Annotated in this window: 18 protein-coding genes; 9 read left to right on the plus strand and 9 right to left on the minus strand. The window is 62.5% G+C overall.

The features are described 5' to 3' along the window. Positions 1 to 9: 9 nt before the first annotated feature. The 4 genes from K5Q02_RS00965 to K5Q02_RS00980 all read right to left on the minus strand — a co-directional run bounded on the left by K5Q02_RS00965 (position 10) and on the right by K5Q02_RS00980 (position 4,538). Entirely contained in the window at positions 10 to 1,047 is a 1,038-nt protein-coding gene (locus tag K5Q02_RS00965) for an ABC transporter permease (RefSeq protein ID WP_225835503.1), read from the minus strand. A gap of 65 nt (positions 1,048 to 1,112) precedes the next feature. Then, positions 1,113 to 2,726 carry an ABC transporter substrate-binding protein gene (locus K5Q02_RS00970; protein ID WP_442963948.1) on the minus strand — a complete coding sequence of 538 codons (1,614 nt, stop codon included), beginning with the start codon at positions 2,724 to 2,726 and terminating at the stop codon, positions 1,113 to 1,115. 69 nt (positions 2,727 to 2,795) lie between these two features. Then, positions 2,796 to 3,950, minus strand: coding sequence for a mandelate racemase family protein (locus tag K5Q02_RS00975; protein ID WP_225835505.1), 1,155 nt, complete (start codon positions 3,948 to 3,950; stop codon positions 2,796 to 2,798). Positions 3,951 to 4,379: 429 nt separating this feature from the next. Next, positions 4,380 to 4,538, minus strand: coding sequence for a YqaE/Pmp3 family membrane protein (locus tag K5Q02_RS00980; RefSeq protein ID WP_042553324.1), 159 nt, complete (start codon positions 4,536 to 4,538; stop codon positions 4,380 to 4,382). Positions 4,539 to 4,750: 212 nt separating this feature from the next. Here K5Q02_RS00980 and K5Q02_RS00985 point away from each other — a divergent pair, with 212 nt between their 5' ends. The 9 genes from K5Q02_RS00985 (at position 4,751) to K5Q02_RS01025 (ending at position 12,820) form a co-directional block, all read left to right on the plus strand. Next, positions 4,751 to 5,311 (plus strand): NADPH-dependent FMN reductase, encoded by a 561-nt coding sequence (locus K5Q02_RS00985; protein ID WP_225835506.1) that lies wholly within the window; start codon positions 4,751 to 4,753, stop codon positions 5,309 to 5,311. Positions 5,312 to 5,434: 123 nt separating this feature from the next. Next, positions 5,435 to 5,965 (plus strand): sigma-70 family RNA polymerase sigma factor, encoded by a 531-nt coding sequence (locus K5Q02_RS00990; RefSeq protein WP_225835508.1) that lies wholly within the window; start codon positions 5,435 to 5,437, stop codon positions 5,963 to 5,965. Further along, positions 5,958 to 6,914, plus strand: coding sequence for a FecR family protein (locus K5Q02_RS00995; protein WP_225835509.1), 957 nt, complete (start codon positions 5,958 to 5,960; stop codon positions 6,912 to 6,914). The genes K5Q02_RS00990 and K5Q02_RS00995 overlap by 8 nt, the downstream gene beginning before the upstream one ends. A 115-nt stretch (positions 6,915 to 7,029) precedes the next feature. Next, the gene (locus K5Q02_RS01000; RefSeq protein ID WP_225835511.1) at positions 7,030 to 8,271 is read left to right on the plus strand and encodes a TonB-dependent siderophore receptor; all 1,242 of its coding nucleotides are present in this window, start codon (positions 7,030 to 7,032) and stop codon (positions 8,269 to 8,271) included. Then, entirely contained in the window at positions 8,202 to 9,476 is a 1,275-nt protein-coding gene (locus K5Q02_RS01005) for a TonB-dependent siderophore receptor (protein WP_225839908.1), read from the plus strand. Before K5Q02_RS01000 ends, K5Q02_RS01005 begins: the two co-directional genes overlap by 70 nt. A 2-nt stretch (positions 9,477 to 9,478) precedes the next feature. After that, positions 9,479 to 10,531: a FecCD family ABC transporter permease gene (locus tag K5Q02_RS01010; protein WP_225835513.1), complete on the plus strand. Its 1,053-nt coding sequence runs from the start codon at positions 9,479 to 9,481 to the stop codon at positions 10,529 to 10,531. Then, entirely contained in the window at positions 10,528 to 11,301 is a 774-nt protein-coding gene (locus K5Q02_RS01015; RefSeq protein WP_225835524.1) for an ABC transporter ATP-binding protein, read from the plus strand. Before K5Q02_RS01010 ends, K5Q02_RS01015 begins: the two co-directional genes overlap by 4 nt. Then, positions 11,301 to 12,434, plus strand: a complete 1,134-nt coding sequence (locus K5Q02_RS01020; protein WP_225839910.1) for an ABC transporter substrate-binding protein — start codon at positions 11,301 to 11,303, stop codon at positions 12,432 to 12,434. Before K5Q02_RS01015 ends, K5Q02_RS01020 begins: the two co-directional genes overlap by 1 nt. Continuing rightward, positions 12,431 to 12,820, plus strand: coding sequence for a YkvA family protein (locus tag K5Q02_RS01025; protein WP_225835526.1), 390 nt, complete (start codon positions 12,431 to 12,433; stop codon positions 12,818 to 12,820). Before K5Q02_RS01020 ends, K5Q02_RS01025 begins: the two co-directional genes overlap by 4 nt. Positions 12,821 to 13,154: 334 nt before the next feature. Here K5Q02_RS01025 and K5Q02_RS01030 read toward each other — a convergent pair whose 3' ends face one another. From K5Q02_RS01030 to K5Q02_RS01050, 5 genes are all read right to left on the minus strand, one after another. Continuing rightward, the gene (locus tag K5Q02_RS01030) at positions 13,155 to 14,933 is read right to left on the minus strand and encodes an acyl-CoA dehydrogenase C-terminal domain-containing protein (protein ID WP_225835528.1); all 1,779 of its coding nucleotides are present in this window, start codon (positions 14,931 to 14,933) and stop codon (positions 13,155 to 13,157) included. Between the two features lie 106 nt (positions 14,934 to 15,039). Further along, positions 15,040 to 16,329 carry a GGDEF domain-containing protein gene (locus tag K5Q02_RS01035; protein ID WP_225835530.1) on the minus strand — a complete coding sequence of 430 codons (1,290 nt, stop codon included), beginning with the start codon at positions 16,327 to 16,329 and terminating at the stop codon, positions 15,040 to 15,042. A 178-nt stretch (positions 16,330 to 16,507) separates the two neighbouring features. Further along, entirely contained in the window at positions 16,508 to 18,313 is a 1,806-nt protein-coding gene (locus K5Q02_RS01040) for a phenylacyl-CoA dehydrogenase (RefSeq protein WP_225835532.1), read from the minus strand. 159 nt (positions 18,314 to 18,472) lie between these two features. Next, positions 18,473 to 19,216 (minus strand): putative metalloprotease CJM1_0395 family protein, encoded by a 744-nt coding sequence (locus K5Q02_RS01045; RefSeq protein WP_225835534.1) that lies wholly within the window; start codon positions 19,214 to 19,216, stop codon positions 18,473 to 18,475. A 44-nt stretch (positions 19,217 to 19,260) separates the two neighbouring features. Continuing rightward, the gene (locus K5Q02_RS01050; RefSeq protein WP_225835535.1) at positions 19,261 to 19,527 is read right to left on the minus strand and encodes a hypothetical protein; all 267 of its coding nucleotides are present in this window, start codon (positions 19,525 to 19,527) and stop codon (positions 19,261 to 19,263) included. Positions 19,528 to 19,562 lie beyond the last annotated feature (35 nt).

Consider the following 19,562-nt stretch of genomic DNA (forward strand, 5'->3'; position numbering starts at 1 on the left):
TGGGTCGGGTCAGCGGGTGCGCGGGTCGAACACCTTGTACAGCGCATCGCTGAGCAGATTGAGACCGACGAAGATGAAGCCGATCACCAGCACGCAGCCCATCACCGCGTTCATGTCACCGAGCAGCAGGCTGCTGGTCAGGTACTGGCCGAAACCAGGCCAGGCGAACACCGTCTCGATCAGCACCGCACCTTCGAGCAACGAGCCATAGGCCAGCGCCACCACGGTGAGCAGTTGCACGAGGATGTTGCGGAACGCATGGCCCCAGATCACCTTGCGCCGCGACAGGCCCTTGACCCGAGCGGTGAGGATGTACTCCTGGGAAAGCTGCTCGAGCATAAAGCTGCGGGTCATCCGGCTGATGTAGGCCACCGAGTTGAGGCCCAGGATCAGTGCCGGCAGGAGGATGTGCTTGAGGGCACTGGAGAAGGCATCCCAGTCGCCGGCAAGGGCGCTGTCGATCAGCAGCATGCCGGTCACCGAGGGCACCATGCCGTCGTAGGCCAAGTCGATGCGCCCGGCGCCGCCCGCCCAGCCGAGCCAGGCGTAGAACACCAGCAGCCCCATCATGCCCAGCCAGAAGATCGGCGTGGAGTAGCCGAACAGGGTCACCACACGTGCCAGGTGATCACCGACACGGCCCTGGTTGGCCGCCGCGAAGACGCCCAGCGGCAGGCCGAGCACCACACCGAAGATGATCGCCAGCGTGGCCAGCTCGATGGTCGCCGGGAACACCCGGGCGATGTCCTCGATGACCGGGTGACCGGTGAGCAGCGCATTACCGAAATTGCCCTGGGCCAGGTCGCGCAGGTAGTAGCCGAACTGCACCAGCAGCGGCCGATCCAGGCCCATGGCCTGATAAACCTGGTCGTAGGTGGAACTGTCGGCATCCGGGCCGACCACCGCCAGCACAGGATCGAGTGGCATCACGCGGCCGATGAAGAAAGTCATCGCCAGCAAGCCCAGCAAGGTCATCAGCACCGCACCGAAACGGCGTGAAGTACCGCCCATCCGCGTGCCGAAGAAAGACGCAGTTGAAGCAAACATAACAGGCTCCCGATTGATCGCAGCTCGTTCGTCTAAGCAGGGGCGACGCTACGCCGCCCGGCGGCTCAACGATCCTTGTGCACATCCTTGTAGCGCGTGGTCGCCGCGCTGTGACCGATGTAGCCGACGACGTCGTGGTAGATCACCACCGTGTCGGTCATCTGCGAGATCGGCATGATGGCGCCGACCTGCTCGTCGTAGAGGTTTTGAAACTGGTGGTACAGATCCATTTGGGTCTGCTTGTCCGGCTCTACCTCGGCCTTTTCGATCAGCGCATTGAGCTCGGGGCTGTAGAACGAGGTACGCCAGCCCTGGAAGTTGCTCAGCTTGGCTTCGTCACGGTTGTCCGGGTTGTAAACCAGGGTACGCAGGCTGGAATGCGGGTGACGTTCAGCGCCGCCACCGCCGCGGCCGACGATGATGTCGAAGGTGCGCTCACGCATGGAGCCGTACACCTGAGTGCCGGTGCCGGTGACGATGCGCGCCTTGATGCCGGCCTGGGCCAGGGTCGATTGCACGCTGGAGGCGATGTTGATGAACGGTGGTTCCGCAAGTACACGGATAGTGGTCTGGAAACCGTCCGGGTAGCCGGCTTCGGCCAGCAGTTTCTTGGCTTCCTCGACGTTCAGGCGATAGCCAGGATCATCCAGACGCGCGGGCAGGCCGAGCGGCATCGGGCGCTGGTTGATGGTGCCGTAATGCGGCATCACCACATCGTTGATGCCCTGATAATCGATCAGCGAGCGCACCGCCTTGCGCACGCGGGCGTCGGCGAACATCGGCTGCTTGGTGCTCAGCGCCACGTAGTAGAGAGTGCCGCGCTGCACGGTCTGGGTCTTGACCTTGTCCGAGCTGCTCAGGGCCGTGATGTCCGGTGCGGACATGCCGCGGGCGATATCCAGGTCACCCCGCTCGACCATCAGGCGCAGCGACTGCGACTCGGTCATGTTGCGCATCACCACGCGCTTGAGCTTGGCCGGGCCACCCCAGTATTCCTCGAAGCGGGTCATCAGAATCACGTCGTTGGCGCGCCAGGCGTTGAGCACGAACGGCCCACTGCCCGCCGCATTGGTAGTCAGCCAGGCACCGCCCATGTCGCCATTCTTGTCGTGCTTGAGCACCTCTTTCTTGTCGAGGATGAACGCACTGGGCGAGGTGGCCAGGGTATTGAGCACCAGCATCGGATCGGTTGGGCGAGCCAGCTCGACCACTACGGTGTGGTCATCGGGGGCGCGGATCTGCTGCTCGACGTTATCGGCAGTGAAGCCGTAGGCCTTCCAGGTCGACGCCAGCGCCAGGTTGAGCTTGAGCACACGCTGCAGCGACCAGATCACGTCCTGGGCGGTCAACTCGTTGCCGGAGTGGAACTTGACGCCGCTGCGCAGGTGGAAGGTCAGCGTCTTGTGGTCATCGCTGATTTCCCAGCGCTCGGCCAGGGCCGGTACCAGGTTGTCCGGTGCGGCGGCGTCCTGCACCAGCAGCATGTCGTACAGGTTGGCGTTGACTTCGGACACGTCCAGGCCAGTAGCGGCAGCCGGATCGAGGGACAGCAGGTTGATCATGCTCATACCGACGATGAGCTGATCGGCAGGGGTTTTGGCCTGCACCGTGGTCACGGAGCCCAGAGCCAGGGTAGCGGCCAGCAGGCCCGCTACCAGATGCGGAATTGGTTTGATCATGAGATAGCCTTCTTATAGTTATTCGACTCTCAGAAACAGCGCAGCCGCGTACGGCTGCGCGCCGGTGCATCAGTACCGGTTGACGGTGTTCGTCTCGATGTAGGCGAAGTTGATGTCCTCGCCCAGGCCCGGACGATCCGGCAGGTGCACGTAGCCCTCGCTGTCCATCGGGTCGACGATGCTGTTCAGATAGGCAGGCACGTCGTCGTAGTTGAGGAACGGGTGCAGCAGGCCGCGCTCGTACCAGTCACAGTTCTTGATCGCGCCGACCACTGCCAGGTTGGCGGCGCCGTTGCCGTGAATCTCGCAATGCATGCCATAGGATTCGGCCAGGTGCGCAACCTTCAGGCACGGCGCAATACCACCGACCCCGGCCACGCCGGCGCGCAGGATGTCACAGGCGCCCTGCCCGACCCAACTGGCACGGCTCATGTACTTGCCACCGAGGGATTCCGGGCCGAGCACCGGGATGTCGAGATTGGCCGCCAGCCAGGCATAGGACTCGGCAGACTCTTCCATCATCGGTTCTTCGAACCAGGCGAAGTTGAGTTTCTCCAGCTCGCGACCGATGTACAGGGCGTCGGTGCGGCTGTACCAGTGATAGCCGTCGAGCATCAGGGCGATATCCGGGCCGACCGCTTCGCGCACCGCAGCGCAGGCACGCACGTCCATCTTCGGGTCCGGCGCGAAGGAGATCGGCGGCATCCAGGTATGCAGCTTGATCGCCTTGTAGCCGCGGGCGACCAGTTGCTCGGCAAAGCGGCCGTACTCTTCCGGCGTAGACAGACCGCCCGGCAGGTCATCGCCGCACATGGTCGAACCGTAGGCCAGCACCTTGTCGCGATAGCCGCCAATCAGCTTGTGAACCGGCTGCTTGAACTTGCGCCCTGCCCAATCCCACAACGCCTGCTCGACGAGCGCCAGCGCGCGGTCGGTCAACTGACTGGCGCTGCCGCGCTGCCAGTGGGCGAGGTCTTGCCAGATCTTCTCGCGATCCATGACGTTCTGCCCGATCAGCACCTTGCGCACGAAGCTGTCGATGATGTGCGGACGAATCAGTTCGGGAGCGCCGAAGGCATAACCTTCGGTGCCGTCTTCAGTGGCGATGCGCAGCAACGCCATTTTGGCCAGGGATTCTTCGCCTGGGTGGGCATGACCGGCAGCGTCGACGCTGCGGCGAGTGGGATAGGTGAAAACCTCGACATTGACCTGAGTGATCTTCATTGAACGCGCCTTGGATCTTGTGATTATTTGAGTGGCCCGATGTATGTTGTCATACAGCGAATGAGCCGATAATTGCGCCAATCCCAAACGCTGTCAAGAACCTGTAAAGAAGAAAATTACCGCTCACAATCATGCGAAATGGCCATCACGGAAACAGAGCCCCATTGATATAAAAAATATAAAATACAATAAATTCAATAATTTAATTACCTATAACCCTGAATAAAAAGCGGCTACTGGCAAGTATCCTGCAACGCCTGCCTGCCAACATTTTTTTGTAAAAGCGGGCTTTCCATCGAAAAAGCAAAGCTGAGGAAGTCCGCCGAAAAAGGACAACCTAGACATGTTGTCGTACAGCAAGGACTCACATGCTGGGAATCGCAGGCACAAAAAAACCGCGCAGAGCGCGGTTTCTGGTGCAGCCTGGAATCAGCGTTTGGCGATGATATACACCGCGTGAATGATACCCGGGAAATAGCCGCACAGCGTCAGCAGGATGTTCAGCCAGAAGGCACCGCCGAAGCCGACCTGCAGGAAAACGCCGAGAGGCGGAAGAAGAATGGCGATCAGAATGCGGATCAGATCCATGGTGTACGTCCTATTAGAAGTTGGCCCGGCTGGGCGATACCCCACAATCGACTGGCGCCATCGGCATCCGGTTCAAGGAAAATCACATTGCCATCAATCCCGTGCAATGCCCTGCCGCGCCTCCTTGAGCAGGTATCACGTAGCAACCAAGAGGCAGCTATAGTGTTCTGACTTGCCAACACCCCCTTCCACTCCTAATCAAGGGAATCCTCATGAGCAAGACCTATAACGTGGCCGTATTGGTCGGCAGCCTGCGCAAGGCATCTATCAATCGCAAACTCGCCCTGGCGCTGGCCGATCTGGCACCGCAGAACCTGAGCTTGAAAATCGTCGAAATAGGTGATCTTCCGCTATACAACGAAGACATCGACGTCGATCCGGCACCGGCTGCCTACAGCAGCTTTCGCGCCCAAGTGAAAGCGGCAGACGCCGTGCTGTTCATCACTCCGGAATACAACCGCTCGATCCCCGCCCCTCTCAAGAATGCCGTTGACGTGGGCTCGCGCCCCTACGGCCAGAGCGTATTCAGCGGCAAGCCAGCTGGCGTGGTCAGCGCCTCGCCGGGTGCCGTCGGCGGTTTCGGCGCCAACCACCAACTGCGCCAGGCGCTGGTGTTTCTCGACATGCCGCTGCTGCAACAGCCGGAAGCCTACCTGGGCGGCGCCGGTAATTTCTTCGATGAAAGCGGCAAGCTGAGCGACGGCATCAAGCCGTTCCTGCAGACATTCATCGACACCTATGCCGCCTGGGTCGAGAAGACCGCCAAAGGCTGAGCCCTGCCGACAGGGGGCCCGACTGCCGGCCCCCTTCCAATTGTAAAAGACTCTCAATTAGGTCTAGAGTACCGCCTTTGCCGGGCCAGACGATTTGCGTCTGCAGTACGACGAGGCGCAACCATGAACGATTCGGCCGAGAAGCTGGATATCTTCCTGTCCTGCCGCAGGGCACTGGTCAACTATGCGGCGCAGATCACCCAGGATCGGGATCGTGCCGAGGATGTCGTTCAGGAAGCCTATCTGCGCCTGCATCCCCTGCAGCGCCCCGAACTGCAAGCCATCGAACAACCCGTCGCCTACCTCTATCGCATCGTGCGCAACCTTGCCCTCGACATGCGCCTGAGCGAGGCTCGCGAACAGCGGCGCCACGCCATGCCACCTGACTGGCTGCTGCCGACCTTGGCCGCCAGCCCTGAAGAAGCGTGCCTGCACAGCGACGAACTGGAGCAGCTGTCCAGTGCTCTGGCGGATCTGCCGGAGCAAAGCCGTCGCGCTCTGGAGATGCATCGTCTGGGCGGCAAAACCCTGGCGCAGATCGCCGAACAGCTGGGCGTATCACTGGCCACGGCTCATCGTCTGGTGCGCGATGCACTGGTACGCCTGGCCCGCGCCTTGCCCGGTGATGACGCGCGGGAACAGCAGCGTGACTGACTCCCCGGGCAACACGGATGACCTGCTCGAACAGGCCGCCGACTGGCACCTGCGCCTCAGCGAAACGCCAGACGCACGAACGGATTTCGAGCGCTGGCTGACGCAGAGCCCGGAGCATCGCCATGCTTGGCAACAGATCGAACGGGTATGGGGTGGCATCGCTCAACTGCGCGAAACCCCGACGCAAAGCGCTCGCCCTGCCAGCGCCCTGCAGACGCGACGCAAACGCCGCTGGCTGCCCGCAGCACTAGCGGCCGGTATCGCGGCGCTGGCGATCCTCACATACCCCCAGGCCGCCTTGCACTGGCAGGCGGACTACATCACCGCCGCAGGGGAAACTCGCACAGTGACCCTGGCCGACGGCTCACAGGTCACGCTTGGCCCGCGCAGTGCCCTGCGCAGCGATTACCGTAGCGAGCGCCGTGACCTGCAGCTACTGGCCGGCCAGGCGTTCTTCGATGTGCAGCGTGATGTCGACCGGCCCTTCGTGGTTCAGGCCGGCAGCAGCGAAGTGCGGGTACTCGGCACCGCGTTCGAAGTCGACCTGGGCGAACGTTATCTGGAGGTTGCCGTACAACGCGGCTTGGTGCGCGTAAGCAGCCAGCTCGATGGCGCCAGCAGCGAGGATGACCTGCGCCCCGGCGAAGCCCTGCGTCAGAACCGGCTCAGCGGCACCCTGCAGCATCTGCGTCTCGACAGTGAGCGCGTGGCCGCCTGGCGGCACGGCCAGTTGTTCGTGGAGAACGCCAGCGTTGGCGAAATCCTCGAACAGATGCGCCGCTATACCCCGGGCTGGATCGTGCTCGCCGACCCGGCTCTGGCGCAGCGCCGTCTCAGTGGCATCTACGACATGCGCGACCCGGATCGCGCCCTCGGCGCTTTGGCTCAATCGCTATCGGTACCCAGCCGGCGCATGACACCCTGGATTCGGGTGCTGGGAACGCCTTGATCGCGCCGCGCGGCAGGCAATCATAAAAAAATCCCTCGTCGATGAAAAAATTCGCCGAGGGTGTCGTCTTTACAATCGTAAATTTGAGAATCCCTCTCAAACGTTAACGATATGTATGAAGGACGACAGCATGCTGGTGCCGCGTTTGCGCTTTTCTCCCCGACTCGTCTTGCGTCTCGGCATCGGCTGCTTCGCCGCCCCCGGCCTGCTACTCGGCTCACCTCTGGCCATGGCACAGAGCACGGTGCAGGCGTCAGGCAGCAGCGAAGATCAACAACCCCACACCTTCTCCATCACCAGCCAACCACTGGCCTCGGCACTCAGCGCTTTCGGCAGCCAGCGCGGCATCCAGGTCAGTTTCGACGCGCGCCTTGCCGAAGGCCTGAGCGCTCCCGCGGTGCAGGGCAACTACAGCGAGCGACAGGCACTCACCCTGCTCCTACAAGGCTCCGGCCTGGGCTGGACGCTGACCCCGGAGCGCACGCTGTTGCTGTTCGCGCAGGACAACAGCGGCTCACTCGCCCTGGCGCCATCGACCATCAGCGCCGCCGGTGAGATCGAGTATGCCGATGGTCCGGTCAGCGGTTACCGCGCCACCCGCAGCGCCACTGGCAGCAAGACCGACAGCGCCCTGCGCGACATTCCACAGTCCATTCAGGTGGTGCCACGCCAGGTTCTTGAGGATCAGCAGCTCAACCAGTTGGCTGACGCCCTGGTCAACGTCAGCAGCGTGCAGCGCGGCAACTCCCACGGTGGCTCCACCGAGAGCTTCGTGGTGCGTGGTTTCCACTCTCGTACCTACGCGGTCGACGGCATGCTGATGAACCCGCTGGTATCGCGCCCTGAAGTAATCAGCGATCTGGTCAACGTCGAGCGCGTGGAAGTGCTCAAGGGCCCGGCCTCGGTACTTTACGGCCAGGGCGACCCCGGCGGACTGATCAACCTGGTGACCCGCAAACCGACCTTCACGCCGGAGACCCGGATCAAGGCCCAGGCCGGCAGCGAAGACTTCTATCGCCTGGAGGTCAACGCCAGCGGCCCGCTGGACGAAGCGAAAACCCTGGCCGGGCGGATCGCCATTGCCGGGCAGACCGAAAGCAGCTTCCGCGATACCTTTCGCGACAACCGCCACACCTACATTTCCCCCACGTTGCGCTGGGAGCCGTCCGAATACACGCGGGTCGATGGCGGCCTGGAATACACCAACCAGACCAGCCAGTTCGACCGCGGCGTGATCCCGCAAGACGGCCGCATCAGCATGAAGCCGGAGCGCTTCCTGCACGAGCCCTGGTCCACGACGACGCCAAAAAGGTCGCTGCCTGGTGGCGTGTCGAGCATGACGTCAATGACTGGCTGACCCTGCGTCAGGCGACCCGCTGGGACGAGTCGGACAAACAGCGTTACGTCGTCGACCTACGCGATATGCGCGCCGACGGTCGCACCCTGCGCCGCCGCGCCACCGACGGCAAGGAAGCCGTACGCACCCTGGACATGCAGTTCGAGGCCATCGCCCGCTTCGCCACTGGCGGCCTGCAGCATACGGCCCTGGTCGGCTTCGAATACCTCGAAGGCGACCGCCATGCAGGCAGCGACCGCGCCGAATTGGCTGACATCGATATCTACCAGCCGGTCTACGGCGCGGTACCCGGTACGTTCAGCTACGGCGGCGGCTCGGAGTACGAGCTGGAAACCCAGAGCCTGTACCTGCAGGATCAGATCGATCTGAGCAGCCAGTGGAAACTGCTGGTCGGGGCACGCTACGACAGTACCCGGCAGAAAAACCTGACCATCGAAAACGACTACAGCGAGGTTCCTACCAGCCTCGATCCCGAAAATGTCTCCCCGCGCATCGGCCTTGTCTACCAGCCCAACGATCAACTGTCGCTCTATGCCAGCTACAGCACCTCGTTCGTCCCTCAGGGCGATATCGACCGCTCCGGTCGGCCGCTGGATCCAGAGGAAGGCAAGCAGTTCGAAGTCGGTGCCAAGGTCGAGCTGATTCCACAGCGCCTGAGCGCCACGCTGGCAGCGTTCCAGCTGACCCGCGAAAACGTCGCCAGTACCGACCCGGAAAATGAGGATCGCTCCATCCAGACTGGCGAGCAGCGCGTGCGCGGCGTCGAGCTGGATATCGTCGGCGAACCGCTGGACGGCTGGCACATCATCGCCAACGCCAGCGTGCTCAACGCCGAGCTGACCAAGCACACGCCCACCGCTGACTCACCGGTGCGTGAAGGCAACAAACTGCAGGGCGTACCGACCCTGAGCGGTTCGCTGTGGAGCAGCTACCAACTGCAATCCGGCAGCCTGAAAGGCTTGGGCTTCGGTGCCGGGGTGATCGCCGTTGGCGCCCGCGAGGGCAATCTGGAGAACAGCTACGACGTCTCCGGCTACACCCGCTTCGACGCCAGCCTGTTCTACGACCTCAGCGAAAAGGTTCGCGTCTCGCTCAACGGACGCAATCTCACTGATCGCGAGTACCTGGAAACCGTCGCCTCCACCGATGGCAACTACTACGGCGAACCGGCCTCGCTGCTGGCCACCATCAGCGCGAAATTCTAACCATGCACGACTCTTTCACGGCCCAGGAGCTGGCCGCGGCATACGGGCGGGTGCTGCACAAGCGTCTGCTGATCTGCGCGGCACTGCTGGTGGCGGTGTTCATCAGCCTGGTGCTGGATATCGCCATCGGCTCCACGCTGTTTTCGCCAGGTGAAGTGCTGGGCGCGCTGTTCACACCCCAGACGGTGGATATCGATACGTTGGTGATCGTCCGCGAGCTGCGCCTGCCCTTCGCGCTGATGGCGGTGCTGGTCGGCGTGGCGCTGTCGCTGGCCGGTGCGGAGATGCAGACGGTGCTGGGTAACCCCCTGGCTGACCCCTTCACGCTCGGCCTGTCTTCCGCCGCTTCGCTGGGTGCGGCACTGGCCATCGTCCTCAACCTGGGCATTCCCGGTGTACCGGACAGCGCCCTGGTGACCCTGAACGCCTTCTTCTTCGCCTTCGCCTCGGTGCTCCTGTTGCAGGGCGTCGCGCGCTTGGCCGGCGGCGTGCAGACCCTGCTGCTGTTCGGCATCGCCCTGGTGTTCTGCTACAACGCGCTGGTCGCCCTGTTGCAATACATCGCCTCACCCGATGCCTTGCAGCAACTGGTGTTCTGGAGCCTTGGCAGCCTGACCCGTTCCAGCTGGCCTGCCGTGCAGACCCTGGCGCTGGTGGTGCTACTGACCATTCCCTTCAGCCTGCGCGCCGCCTGGCCGATGACTGCTTTGCGTCTTGGCGAAGAACGCGCGCTGACTCTCGGTATCGATGTCGGCCGACTGCGCTTCGGCTCGCTGCTGCGCATCAGCCTGCTGGCCGCCACGGCGGTAGCCTTCGTCGGCACCATCGGTTTCATCGGCTTGGTCGGCCCGCATATCGCACGCCTGCTGATCGGCGAGGATCACCGCTTCTTCCTGCCGGTCAGCGCCCTGGTCGGTGCGCTGGTGATGTCCCTCGCCTCGATCGCCAGCAAACTGGTGATTCCTGGCGTCATCCTGCCGGTGGGCATCGTTACCGCCCTGATCGGCGTGCCGCTGTTCATGACGCTGCTGCTGCGCCAGGGGCGGCGCCCATGACTGCGCCAGCCCTGACGATTGCCGGGCTGCAGGTGCACTGCCGTGGCACGCAGATTCTCCATGGCATCAACCTGCCCGCCATCGAGCCGGGCACGCTGGTGGCACTGGTCGGCCCCAACGGTGCCGGCAAGTCCACACTGCTGCGTAGCCTGGCGGGCCTTTTGCCCACGACCGGCAGCCTTCATCTTGGTGAACTCGACCTGCTGCGCTGCTCGCGCCGCGAACGCGCGCGGCAGTTGGGCTTCATGCCCCAGCAACTGCCCGACGGCATCGCCATGAGCGTGCTGGAAACCCTGCTCGGCGCCCTGCATGCCGGCCAGACGGGACACACCCCTGACGCTGTAAAGCGAGCCCATGGCGTTCTGGAGCATCTTGGCATCGTGCACCTGGCCATGCGCCCGCTCGAGCAGTTGTCCGGTGGTCAGCGGCAATTAGTGAGCCTGGCCCAGGCGATGATTCGCGATCCATCGCTGCTGCTGCTCGACGAACCCACCAGCGCCCTGGATCTGCATCATCAGAACCGGGTAATGGGCACCGTGCGCAGCCTCGCCGACCAAGGCCGCATTGTCGTCGTGGTGCTGCACGACCTCGCCCTCGCCGCTCGCTGGGCAGATCGCCTGGTGGTGCTCGCCAACGGTCGGGTGCAAGCCAGCGGCAGCCCGAAACAGACGCTGACGCCGGCGCTGCTGGCGGATGTCTACAAGGTCGATGCGCGGGTCGAAACCTGCAGCCGTGGGCACCTGCAGATTGCCGTGGATGCTTCGCTGTGATGCTTCGTGCTGCGCTGGCGATGATCCTGCTGCTGGCAACTACCGCCGCCCAGGCCGATGGCTATCCACGCACCGTGATCGATCTGGCCGGCCGCGAGGTACGTATCGAGGCACCGCCGCAACGCATCCTGCTGCAGGACAGCAACGACCTGTTGGCCCTGGCCATTCTCGAACGTGAAGATCCACTGGCCCGTGTGGTGGCCTTCAACAACAACCTTCGCGGCTCCGACCCCAGCCTCTGGCAGTTGCTGGTAAACCGCTGGCCGGCCGCTGCCCAGATACCGACACTGGGCTTCTCCTCCGCTGGAGACGTGGATATCGAGCGGGTCATTCGCCTTCACCCTGACTTGCTGGTGGTGCGCCTGGAGGCCAGGCCGGCCGTGGAAAGCAGCGTGCTTGGAAGCCTGCTCGAACGCCTGGGTATCCCGCTGATCTACGTCGACAGCCAGGACGAGCCGCTGCGCAACGTGCCACGCAGCCTATTGCTGCTTGGCGACGTACTGGATCGTCAGGCCCGCGCACAAGCCTACGTCGACGCTTATCAAGGCAAACTGTACGAGCTGCAGCGGCGCAGCCGCGAACTACCGAAACCGCGGGTATTCATCGAAGCCCGGGCGGGCCAGGCCGGCAGCGGCGCCTGTTGCCACACCCAAGGCGATAAGGGCTGGGGAGCGCTGGTCAACGCGCTCGGCGCGACCAATCTCGGCTCACAATTGCTGCTTGGCGACTCCGGCGACGTCGCCCTGGAAATGCTCATTCGCAGCAAACCGGATCATTACGTGATGACGGGCACCCAACGCCTGCGCGACGGCGTGGGCGCCCTGCCGTTCGGCTATCACGCCGACGCAGGCGCCGTGCAGCAACATCTTCAACGGCTGTTGCAGCGCCCGGGCTTCGAACGCATTCGCCAGGCCCCGAACCACTGCGTGCACGGCCTTTACCATCAGTTCTACAACAGCATGTTCAACGTCATTGGCGTCGAATACCTGGCGGGCATGCTGTGGCCGCAAGCCTTCGCCGATCTCGATCCGGACGCCAGCTATCGCGCCTGGATCACCCGTTTCACCGGACTGCCCGACGCACCACTGGTATTCTCCGCCCGCCATTGCGGCATCGATGAAGCGACTCCATGAAAAAACTGCTGAGCACACTGCGCGCCTGGGCCAAGGCACTCAAACGTCAAATCATCCTGCTTTGGCTCTGCTGCCGTCAGCCGGACATGCCCTGGCCAGCCAAACTGGTGGGCATCGCCGTGGTGCTTTATGCCGTCAGCCCGGTGGATCTGATCCCGGACTTCATTCCGGTACTCGGCCTGCTCGATGACTTGCTGCTATTGCCCTTGGGCATCGCTCTGGCCGTGCGCCTGACACCTGCCGAACTGATCCAGCGTTGCCGCCCGCAAGCCGAACGCCTGGCCGATACGCGCATCGGCGGGCGTGGCCGCTGGGTGGCGGCGGCAATCATCGTGTTGGTCTGGGCGCTGCTCGCTGTGCTGATCTGGCGCTGGCTGCAGGCATGACGACAGCCCCGCTTGAGCAGACGAGCTGGCAGTACTCGAGAGGAGATGTGCAGGCACCGTCAAGCTTGTCACTTGGGCGACAGCGTTTATCCGCCACCAAAAAGAAAACCCCGCCGAGGCGGGGTTTTTACAGACTCAATTCTGACATCCTTGATCAGCGCAGCATCCTGGCCGCGTCCCACGTATCCCTGTCTGTTTCAGTGCGCTTCCTGCGCTAAGTCCTTGGAGTGAAGATTACGCTCCGCCTCTGAGTGCCAATAGTGGCTAAAAGCAGAACCGCGCGTAAGCAATCACCTACACGCGGCACTCCAGTAAATCCGAGGCCTACAGCTTGTCAGAACTGTTCGGCATCGAGCAGGTACAGGCTTTCACTGCCAGCGCTCACCGACGCGCTCAGGGAATGGATGCGTGGCAGCAGGCGAGCGAAATAGAAACGTGCGGTGCCCAGCTTGCTGGCGTAGAAATCCTCCTGCCCTTCCTTGCCCAGCGCCGCCTTGGCCATCATTGCCCACATGTAGGCGTAGGCGGTGTAACCGAACAGATGCAGGTACTCCACCGAGGCCGCGCCGATCTCGTTGGGATTGCTCCGTGCGCGCTCGAGCAGTGCCGTAGTCTGTGCTTCCAGGATGGCGACCGCAGCCAGCAGCGGCTCACTGAACTCGGCAGGTGGTGCATCCGCGGCGCTGGCGAAGGCACGAATCTCATCGGTGAAATGCTGGGAGAAGGCGCCACCACTGCCAACCACCTTACGGCCGACCAGATCCAGCGCCTGGATACCATTGGTGCCTTCGTAGATCTGCGTGATGCGGCAGTCACGAACCAGTTGCTCCTGGCCCCACTCACGTACGTAACCGTGCCCACCGAAAACCTGCTGGCCGTGAAGGGTGGTTTCCAGTCCGAGATCGGTGAGGAACGCCTTGGCCACCGGGGTCAGCAGCGCCACCAGGTCTTCGGCACGCTTGCGGGTGGTCGGCTCTTCACTGAACTTGGCGGTATCGAGCTGCATAGCGACGTAGCTGGAGAAGGCGCGCCCGCCCTCGTTGAGCGCCTTCATGGTCAGCAACATACGGCGCACGTCGGGATGAACGATGATCGGGTCGGCCACTTTGTCCTTGGCCACGGCACCAGTTGGCGCACGGCTCTGGATACGCTCGCGAGCGTACTCGATGGCGCTCTGGTAGGAACGCTCACCGGTCGACAGGCCCTGGATGCCGACACCCAGGCGCTCGTAATTCATCATGGTGAACATGGCGGCCAGGCCGCGGTTCGGTGCGTCGATGATGTAACCAGTGGCACCATCGAAATTCATCACGCAGGTGCTCGACGCCTTGATGCCCATCTTGTGCTCGATCGAGCCACAGGACAGCGCGTTGCGCTCACCCAGCGAGCCATCGGCATTGACCATGAACTTGGGCACCAGAAACAGCGAAATGCCCTTGGGCCCAGCCGGTGCGTCGGGCAGCTTGGCCAGCACCAGGTGAATGATGTTTTCGGTCAAATCGTGCTCGCCACCGGTGATGAAGATCTTGGTGCCGCTGACCTTGTAGCTGCCGTCGGCCTGAGGCTCGGCCTTGGTGCGGATGATGCCCAGATCGGTACCCGCATGCGGCTCGGTCAGGCACATGGAACCGGCCCAGACGCCGGCATACATGTTCGGCAGGTAAGCCTGCTTCAGCTCTTCACTGGCATGCGCGTTGATCGACAGACAGGCGCCCGCGGTCAGCATCGGATACAGGCCGAACGACAGACTCGACGAGTTGACCATTTCCTCGACCTGGGCAGAGATCACCTTGGGCATGCCCATGCCGCCGAACTGCGGATCACCACCGACACCGACCCAGCCGCCCTCGGCATACGCCTTGTAGGCCTCGATGAATCCGGCTGGCGTAGTAACCACACCATCGGCCCAGGAACAGCCTTCTTCATCGCTCGCCCGATTCAATGGCGCGATCATGCCTGCGGTGATCTTGCCGGCTTCCTCGAGGATCGCATTGGCGGTCTCTTCATCGACCACATCGGCCAGGGCCGGCAGCTGCGCCCACAGTGTTGAAACCTGTAAAACCTCGTTGAGCACGAAGCGCATGTCACGCAGGGGAGCTTTGTAATCGGCCATGGGAAATCCTCGGTAGCACGTTCAGACCCCGAGTCTAGCCCAACAATTTTTCAGACACATAGGGTCGTGTCGTGACCGGTCAGCCACTGATCGATCACGCAGACAATCAGGCGCGACCAGCCTTCAGCTTGACGGCTCCGCGCCGCTGCACCTGGCTGCTTACGCAATTACGCCCCGCGCTCTTGGCGCCGTAAAGGGCCTTGTCGGCAGCCTTGAGCACCTCTTCCACACTGCGCTGTTCATCACCGCGCTGGGCTACGCCGATACTCACCGTCACTGACACATGAGTAGCTGCAGAACCCCGGCGGCGCTGACGCCCCAACTGGTCATCACTCGGGCGCTGCTGACCATCACGTAACTGAATTTGATAGCGCTCGACGGCCTCACGTATGGCCTCCAGATGCGGCAGGCACTGCTCGATGGTCTTGCCGGGAAACACCAGGGTGAATTCCTCACCACCGTAGCGGTAGACCTTGCCGCCACCGCCGACCTTGCTCAGTTGGCTGGCGACCACACGCAGCACCTGATCGCCGACATCGTGACCGTGGGTATCGTTGAATTTCTTGAAGTGGTCGACATCTGCCATGGCGAGCACGTAACTGCGCCCCAACCGCTGCAGCCGCTCGTTAAGCGCCCGACGCCCCGGCAACCCGGTGAGCTCGTCTCGGAAGGCCATCTGGTAGGCCTCGTGCGCCACGCCGACGACGATCATCAACATCACCACGCTGGACATCACCTGCAGTGCATGGGGCTGAATAAAGGTATTGGGCAGCATCCACAACAGGGCGATCACCCCGACGCACTGCACCGCGTGTACCGGGCGCGGCGTGCGCAGGTACTGCACCAGCAGCGCGACGATCACCAGCAGGAACAGCGGATAGGCCAACTGCACCAGGCTCATCCATTCGGCATGCAGCGCGGGCCAGCGGATCACCGACAACCACTGTTCGAGCGCCTGTGGATAACGCCGCGCGAGCGCTGCAGCCACGGCGCAAACCGCCAGCAGTACCGCAACGCGGGCGATCAGATCTTGGATCAGGTGGGTGCGCTCGCGCCACAGTGCGAACAACCCGTAGAGCAGCGGCAACAGCAGGCTGCTGAGGTGAAAGACCAGTGCCGCATCATCGCGTACCTGACCAAAATCGCGGTAATGATCGGCCTGTTCGTCGAGCACGAAGTAGCCCAGATAAAGCACCAGCAGCAGGAACAGCTCGCGTTGCCGGCCATAGACCACGCAGAAGGTGCCACCAAGAAGCAGCAACAGGGTAGGCAGCACATTGAAGAGGGACGTGAAGAAGTCGGTCAACGTCGGCAGAGTCGCAGCCAGCAATCCACCGCCAAGCAATAACAAAGCCGGTAGAAAGTGTCCCAAGCGCAGGGCGGCTAGGCGCGACAAGAGCGACTCCACTATCGATCGTGAGGGACTGGCATTTTGCCTGTATTCAGCAACTAACGCACGGCATCTGCGCACATAACTGCGAAAGGCAACTGCAGCAATCAAGGACGGTGTGGAAAATAGCAGCCATAAAAAAACCGCGACCCAATGGGCCGCGGTTCTTTCAACGCAAGGAGTATCAGTAGCCCAGAGCGAAGTCTTCCTCGTTCATGTCCATTAGGCTGCTTGCGCCGGAGAGCATGGTCGCAACGTGAGTGCGGGTACGCGGCAGGATGCGCGCGTAGTAGAACTGCGCGGTCTGCAGCTTGGCCTTGTAGAAAGCCTGGTCACCCTCGCCCGAGGCGATCTTCTCGGCAGCCACGCGCGCCATGTCAGCCCAGAAGTAAGCCAGGCAGACGTAACCGGAGTACATCAGGTAATCCACCGAGGCGGCACCGACTTCCTCGCGATCCTTCATGGCGGCCATGCCGATCTTCATGGTCAGCTCGCCCCACTCCTTGTTCAGTTTGGCCAGCGGCTCGACGAATGCCTTGACCGCTTCGTTACCTTCGTTGGCCTGGCAGAACTTGTGGACGATCTTGGTGAAGCCTTTGAGCGCTTCGCCCTGGGTCATCAGCACCTTACGGCCGAGCAGGTCGAGGGCCTGAACGCCGGTGGTGCCTTCGTACATCATCGAGATGCGGCAGTCGCGCAGGTTCTGCTCCATGCCCCACTCGCTGATGAAGCCGTGACCACCGTAGATCTGCATGCCGTGGGACGCGGACTCGAAGCCGACCTCGGTCATGAACGCCTTGGCGATCGGCGTCAGGAAAGCCATCAGGCCATCTGCAGCTTTCTTCTGCTCTTCATCCTGGGCGTACTTGAGGATGTCCACCTGCTTGGCGGTGAAGTAGACCATCGCCCGGTTGCCCTCGGCGAAGGCTTTCATGGTCAGCAGCATGCGGCGAACATCAGGGTGCACGATGATCGGATCGGCGGCTTTTTCCGGCGCTTTCGGGCCAGTCAACGAGCGCATCTGCAGGCGATCACGGGCGTACTTGATGCCACCCTGGAAGCCCAGTTCGGCATGCGCCAGGCCTTGCAGAGCAGTGCCCAGGCGGGCGGTGTTCATGAAGGTGAACATGCAGTTCAGGCCCTTGTTCGGCGGGCCGATCAGGAAGCCGGTGGCCGCGTCGAAGTTCATCACGCAGGTGGCGTTACCGTGAATGCCCATCTTGTGCTCGAGGGAGCCACAGTTCACTGCGTTGCGCTCACCGACGCCGCCTTCGGCGCTGGGCAAAAACTTCGGCACGATGAACAGGGAGATACCCTTGGTACCAGCCGGTGCATCTGGCAGGCGAGCCAGCACGATGTGCACGATGTTATCGGCCATGTCGTGCTCACCGGCCGAGATGAAGATCTTGGTGCCGGAGATTTTGTAGGAGCCGTCCGCCTGAGGTTCGGCACGGGTGCGCAACATGCCCAGGTCGGTGCCGCAGTGGGCTTCGGTCAGGCACATGGTGCCCGTCCACTCGCCGGAGACCAGCTTGGTCAGGTAAGTGTGTTGCTGCTCGGGCGTGCCGTGAGCGGAGATGGTGTTCATCGCGCCATGGGACAGGCCCGGGTACATGCCCCACGACCAGTTGGCGGTACCGACCATTTCGCTGACAGCCAGGCCCAGCGACTCCGGCAGGCCCTGGCCGCCGTGGTCGACATCATGGGCCAGGCTCGGCCAGCCGCCTTCGACGAACTGCTTGTAGGCTTCCTTGAAACCGGTGGGCGTTTTCACACCGGATTCGCTCCAGGTGCAGCCTTCGGTATCGCCCACGCGGTTCAGTGGAGAGAGCACCTGCTCGCAGAACTTGGCGCCTTCCTCGAGGATGGCATCGACCATGTCTGGCGTAGCGTCCTGGCAGCCGGGCAGGCTCTGGTAGTGCGCTTCATAGCCGAGCAGTTCGTCACGAACGAAACGGATATCACGCAAGGGGGCCTTGTATTCAGGCATAGCGGGTACCTCTGCGGGTGGTCTCTTATGTTTGGGATGACCGATGGGCGGTCGTTTGCAGGATGGTCATATATGGAGTCGGCTGCCAATGCAGCAACTCAAACACATGTTTGAAACATACGTTTACGCCCAATCACTGTCAAGGCCGCTTCTGCTGACTCAAGCGCGAAGATCGAGCAACCCGGATGGCGTTTGATCAGCCGCTGATGCGGCATAAAGGCTGATGCCAGCTGGCGCTGGCGGCTTTGCTGGATCGTCCGCCGTGACTGACGGGTCGTCGCTTTCCTTAGCCTCTTCGTCGGCAGGCGCCTTCGACTCTTCCACCTCACCACGCTGCATGGCAGCGAGTTCGGCGCGAGCCACGGCCATTTGCGCCTGGGCCTGACTGGCCACGCTGCGATCCTGAGCCGAAGGCTCCGCTGGCGCCAATGCAGCCCGTATCACGATCTGCATCTTGCTCAGCGTGGCCTGCGGATCATTGGCGACCGCACCAACGTCGATGCTTACCTCGCCACCGGAGGCGTAGCGCTTGCCGTCCGGCCCGCGGGTGTAAGTGTAGGTGGGCGCCCCGGCATGCACACCGCCCACTGCAGCGTGTGCCTGCTCGTGGGTGCGCACTTCACGATCACGGTTGGCCAGCTCGGAGATGACGAGCTGCAACTCCTGCTCTTCCTGGGGGGTACGAGGCTCGCCTGGATTTGCGCTGGCCGATGGCTCTTCTGGTTTGTCCTGTTCTTCCTGCGCCGTTGCAGCGTTGGATGATTCAGGCTCAGCACCAGGTGCCACGGGCGCGAAAGCGGCGCGGGCCAATTCAGGAGAACTGGCGGATTCGACAGGGCGAGGGGCGGCAGCCGATAACGGCAGGGAGGGATAGTAAGAGGAGGAAAAACCAGCAACTTGCATGTCGTTCTCCCTCCTGGAGTCGAGCGCCTAAAAAGGCGCTGCGATTAGGCGGTGACGTCGATCAAGGTGCCGAGCACCTTGTCCGCAGTCTGCACGACACGAGCACCAGCCTGGGCTTCATATTGACCGACGCGCATCTCGACCATGTTGTCGGCAATATCGGCACGGGCGGCGGACGGCTCGTTGGCCTGGGCACGCTCGGCAGTCACTGGAGCACTGGCGATCTCGCCGGCTGCCTGTTCGACGCGGCGCTGCCCGGACTGAATGGTGTTGATACCAGAGGTAAAGGCACTGGTGGATGAAATCTGCATGGACGTCTCCTGCTGCAGCAACTACATGGCGTGTA

Origin of the sequence: Pseudomonas sp. MM211, from assembly GCF_020386635.1 — a bacterium.
In the GTDB taxonomy this organism is placed as follows: Bacteria; Pseudomonadota; Gammaproteobacteria; order Pseudomonadales; family Pseudomonadaceae; genus Aquipseudomonas.

What these genes read in the sequence shown, in the direction of transcription:
- K5Q02_RS00965 (WP_225835503.1), bottom strand. Translation starts at nt 1,047, where the DNA reads ATGTTTGCTTCAACTGCGTCTTTCTTCGGCACGCGGATGGGCGGTACT.
- K5Q02_RS00970 (WP_442963948.1), bottom strand. Translation starts at nt 2,726, where the DNA reads ATGATCAAACCAATTCCGCATCTGGTAGCGGGCCTGCTGGCCGCTACC.
- K5Q02_RS00975 (WP_225835505.1), bottom strand. Translation starts at nt 3,950, where the DNA reads ATGAAGATCACTCAGGTCAATGTCGAGGTTTTCACCTATCCCACTCGC.
- K5Q02_RS00980 (WP_042553324.1), bottom strand. Translation starts at nt 4,538, where the DNA reads ATGGATCTGATCCGCATTCTGATCGCCATTCTTCTTCCGCCTCTCGGC.
- K5Q02_RS00985 (WP_225835506.1), top strand. Translation starts at nt 4,751, where the DNA reads ATGAGCAAGACCTATAACGTGGCCGTATTGGTCGGCAGCCTGCGCAAG.
- K5Q02_RS00990 (WP_225835508.1), top strand. Translation starts at nt 5,435, where the DNA reads ATGAACGATTCGGCCGAGAAGCTGGATATCTTCCTGTCCTGCCGCAGG.
- K5Q02_RS01000 (WP_225835511.1), top strand. Translation starts at nt 7,030, where the DNA reads ATGAAGGACGACAGCATGCTGGTGCCGCGTTTGCGCTTTTCTCCCCGA.
- K5Q02_RS01010 (WP_225835513.1), top strand. Translation starts at nt 9,479, where the DNA reads ATGCACGACTCTTTCACGGCCCAGGAGCTGGCCGCGGCATACGGGCGG.
- K5Q02_RS01015 (WP_225835524.1), top strand. Translation starts at nt 10,528, where the DNA reads ATGACTGCGCCAGCCCTGACGATTGCCGGGCTGCAGGTGCACTGCCGT.
- K5Q02_RS01020 (WP_225839910.1), top strand. Translation starts at nt 11,301, where the DNA reads ATGCTTCGTGCTGCGCTGGCGATGATCCTGCTGCTGGCAACTACCGCC.
- K5Q02_RS01025 (WP_225835526.1), top strand. Translation starts at nt 12,431, where the DNA reads ATGAAAAAACTGCTGAGCACACTGCGCGCCTGGGCCAAGGCACTCAAA.
- K5Q02_RS01030 (WP_225835528.1), bottom strand. Translation starts at nt 14,933, where the DNA reads ATGGCCGATTACAAAGCTCCCCTGCGTGACATGCGCTTCGTGCTCAAC.
- K5Q02_RS01040 (WP_225835532.1), bottom strand. Translation starts at nt 18,313, where the DNA reads ATGCCTGAATACAAGGCCCCCTTGCGTGATATCCGTTTCGTTCGTGAC.
- K5Q02_RS01045 (WP_225835534.1), bottom strand. Translation starts at nt 19,216, where the DNA reads ATGCAAGTTGCTGGTTTTTCCTCCTCTTACTATCCCTCCCTGCCGTTA.
- K5Q02_RS01050 (WP_225835535.1), bottom strand. Translation starts at nt 19,527, where the DNA reads ATGCAGATTTCATCCACCAGTGCCTTTACCTCTGGTATCAACACCATT.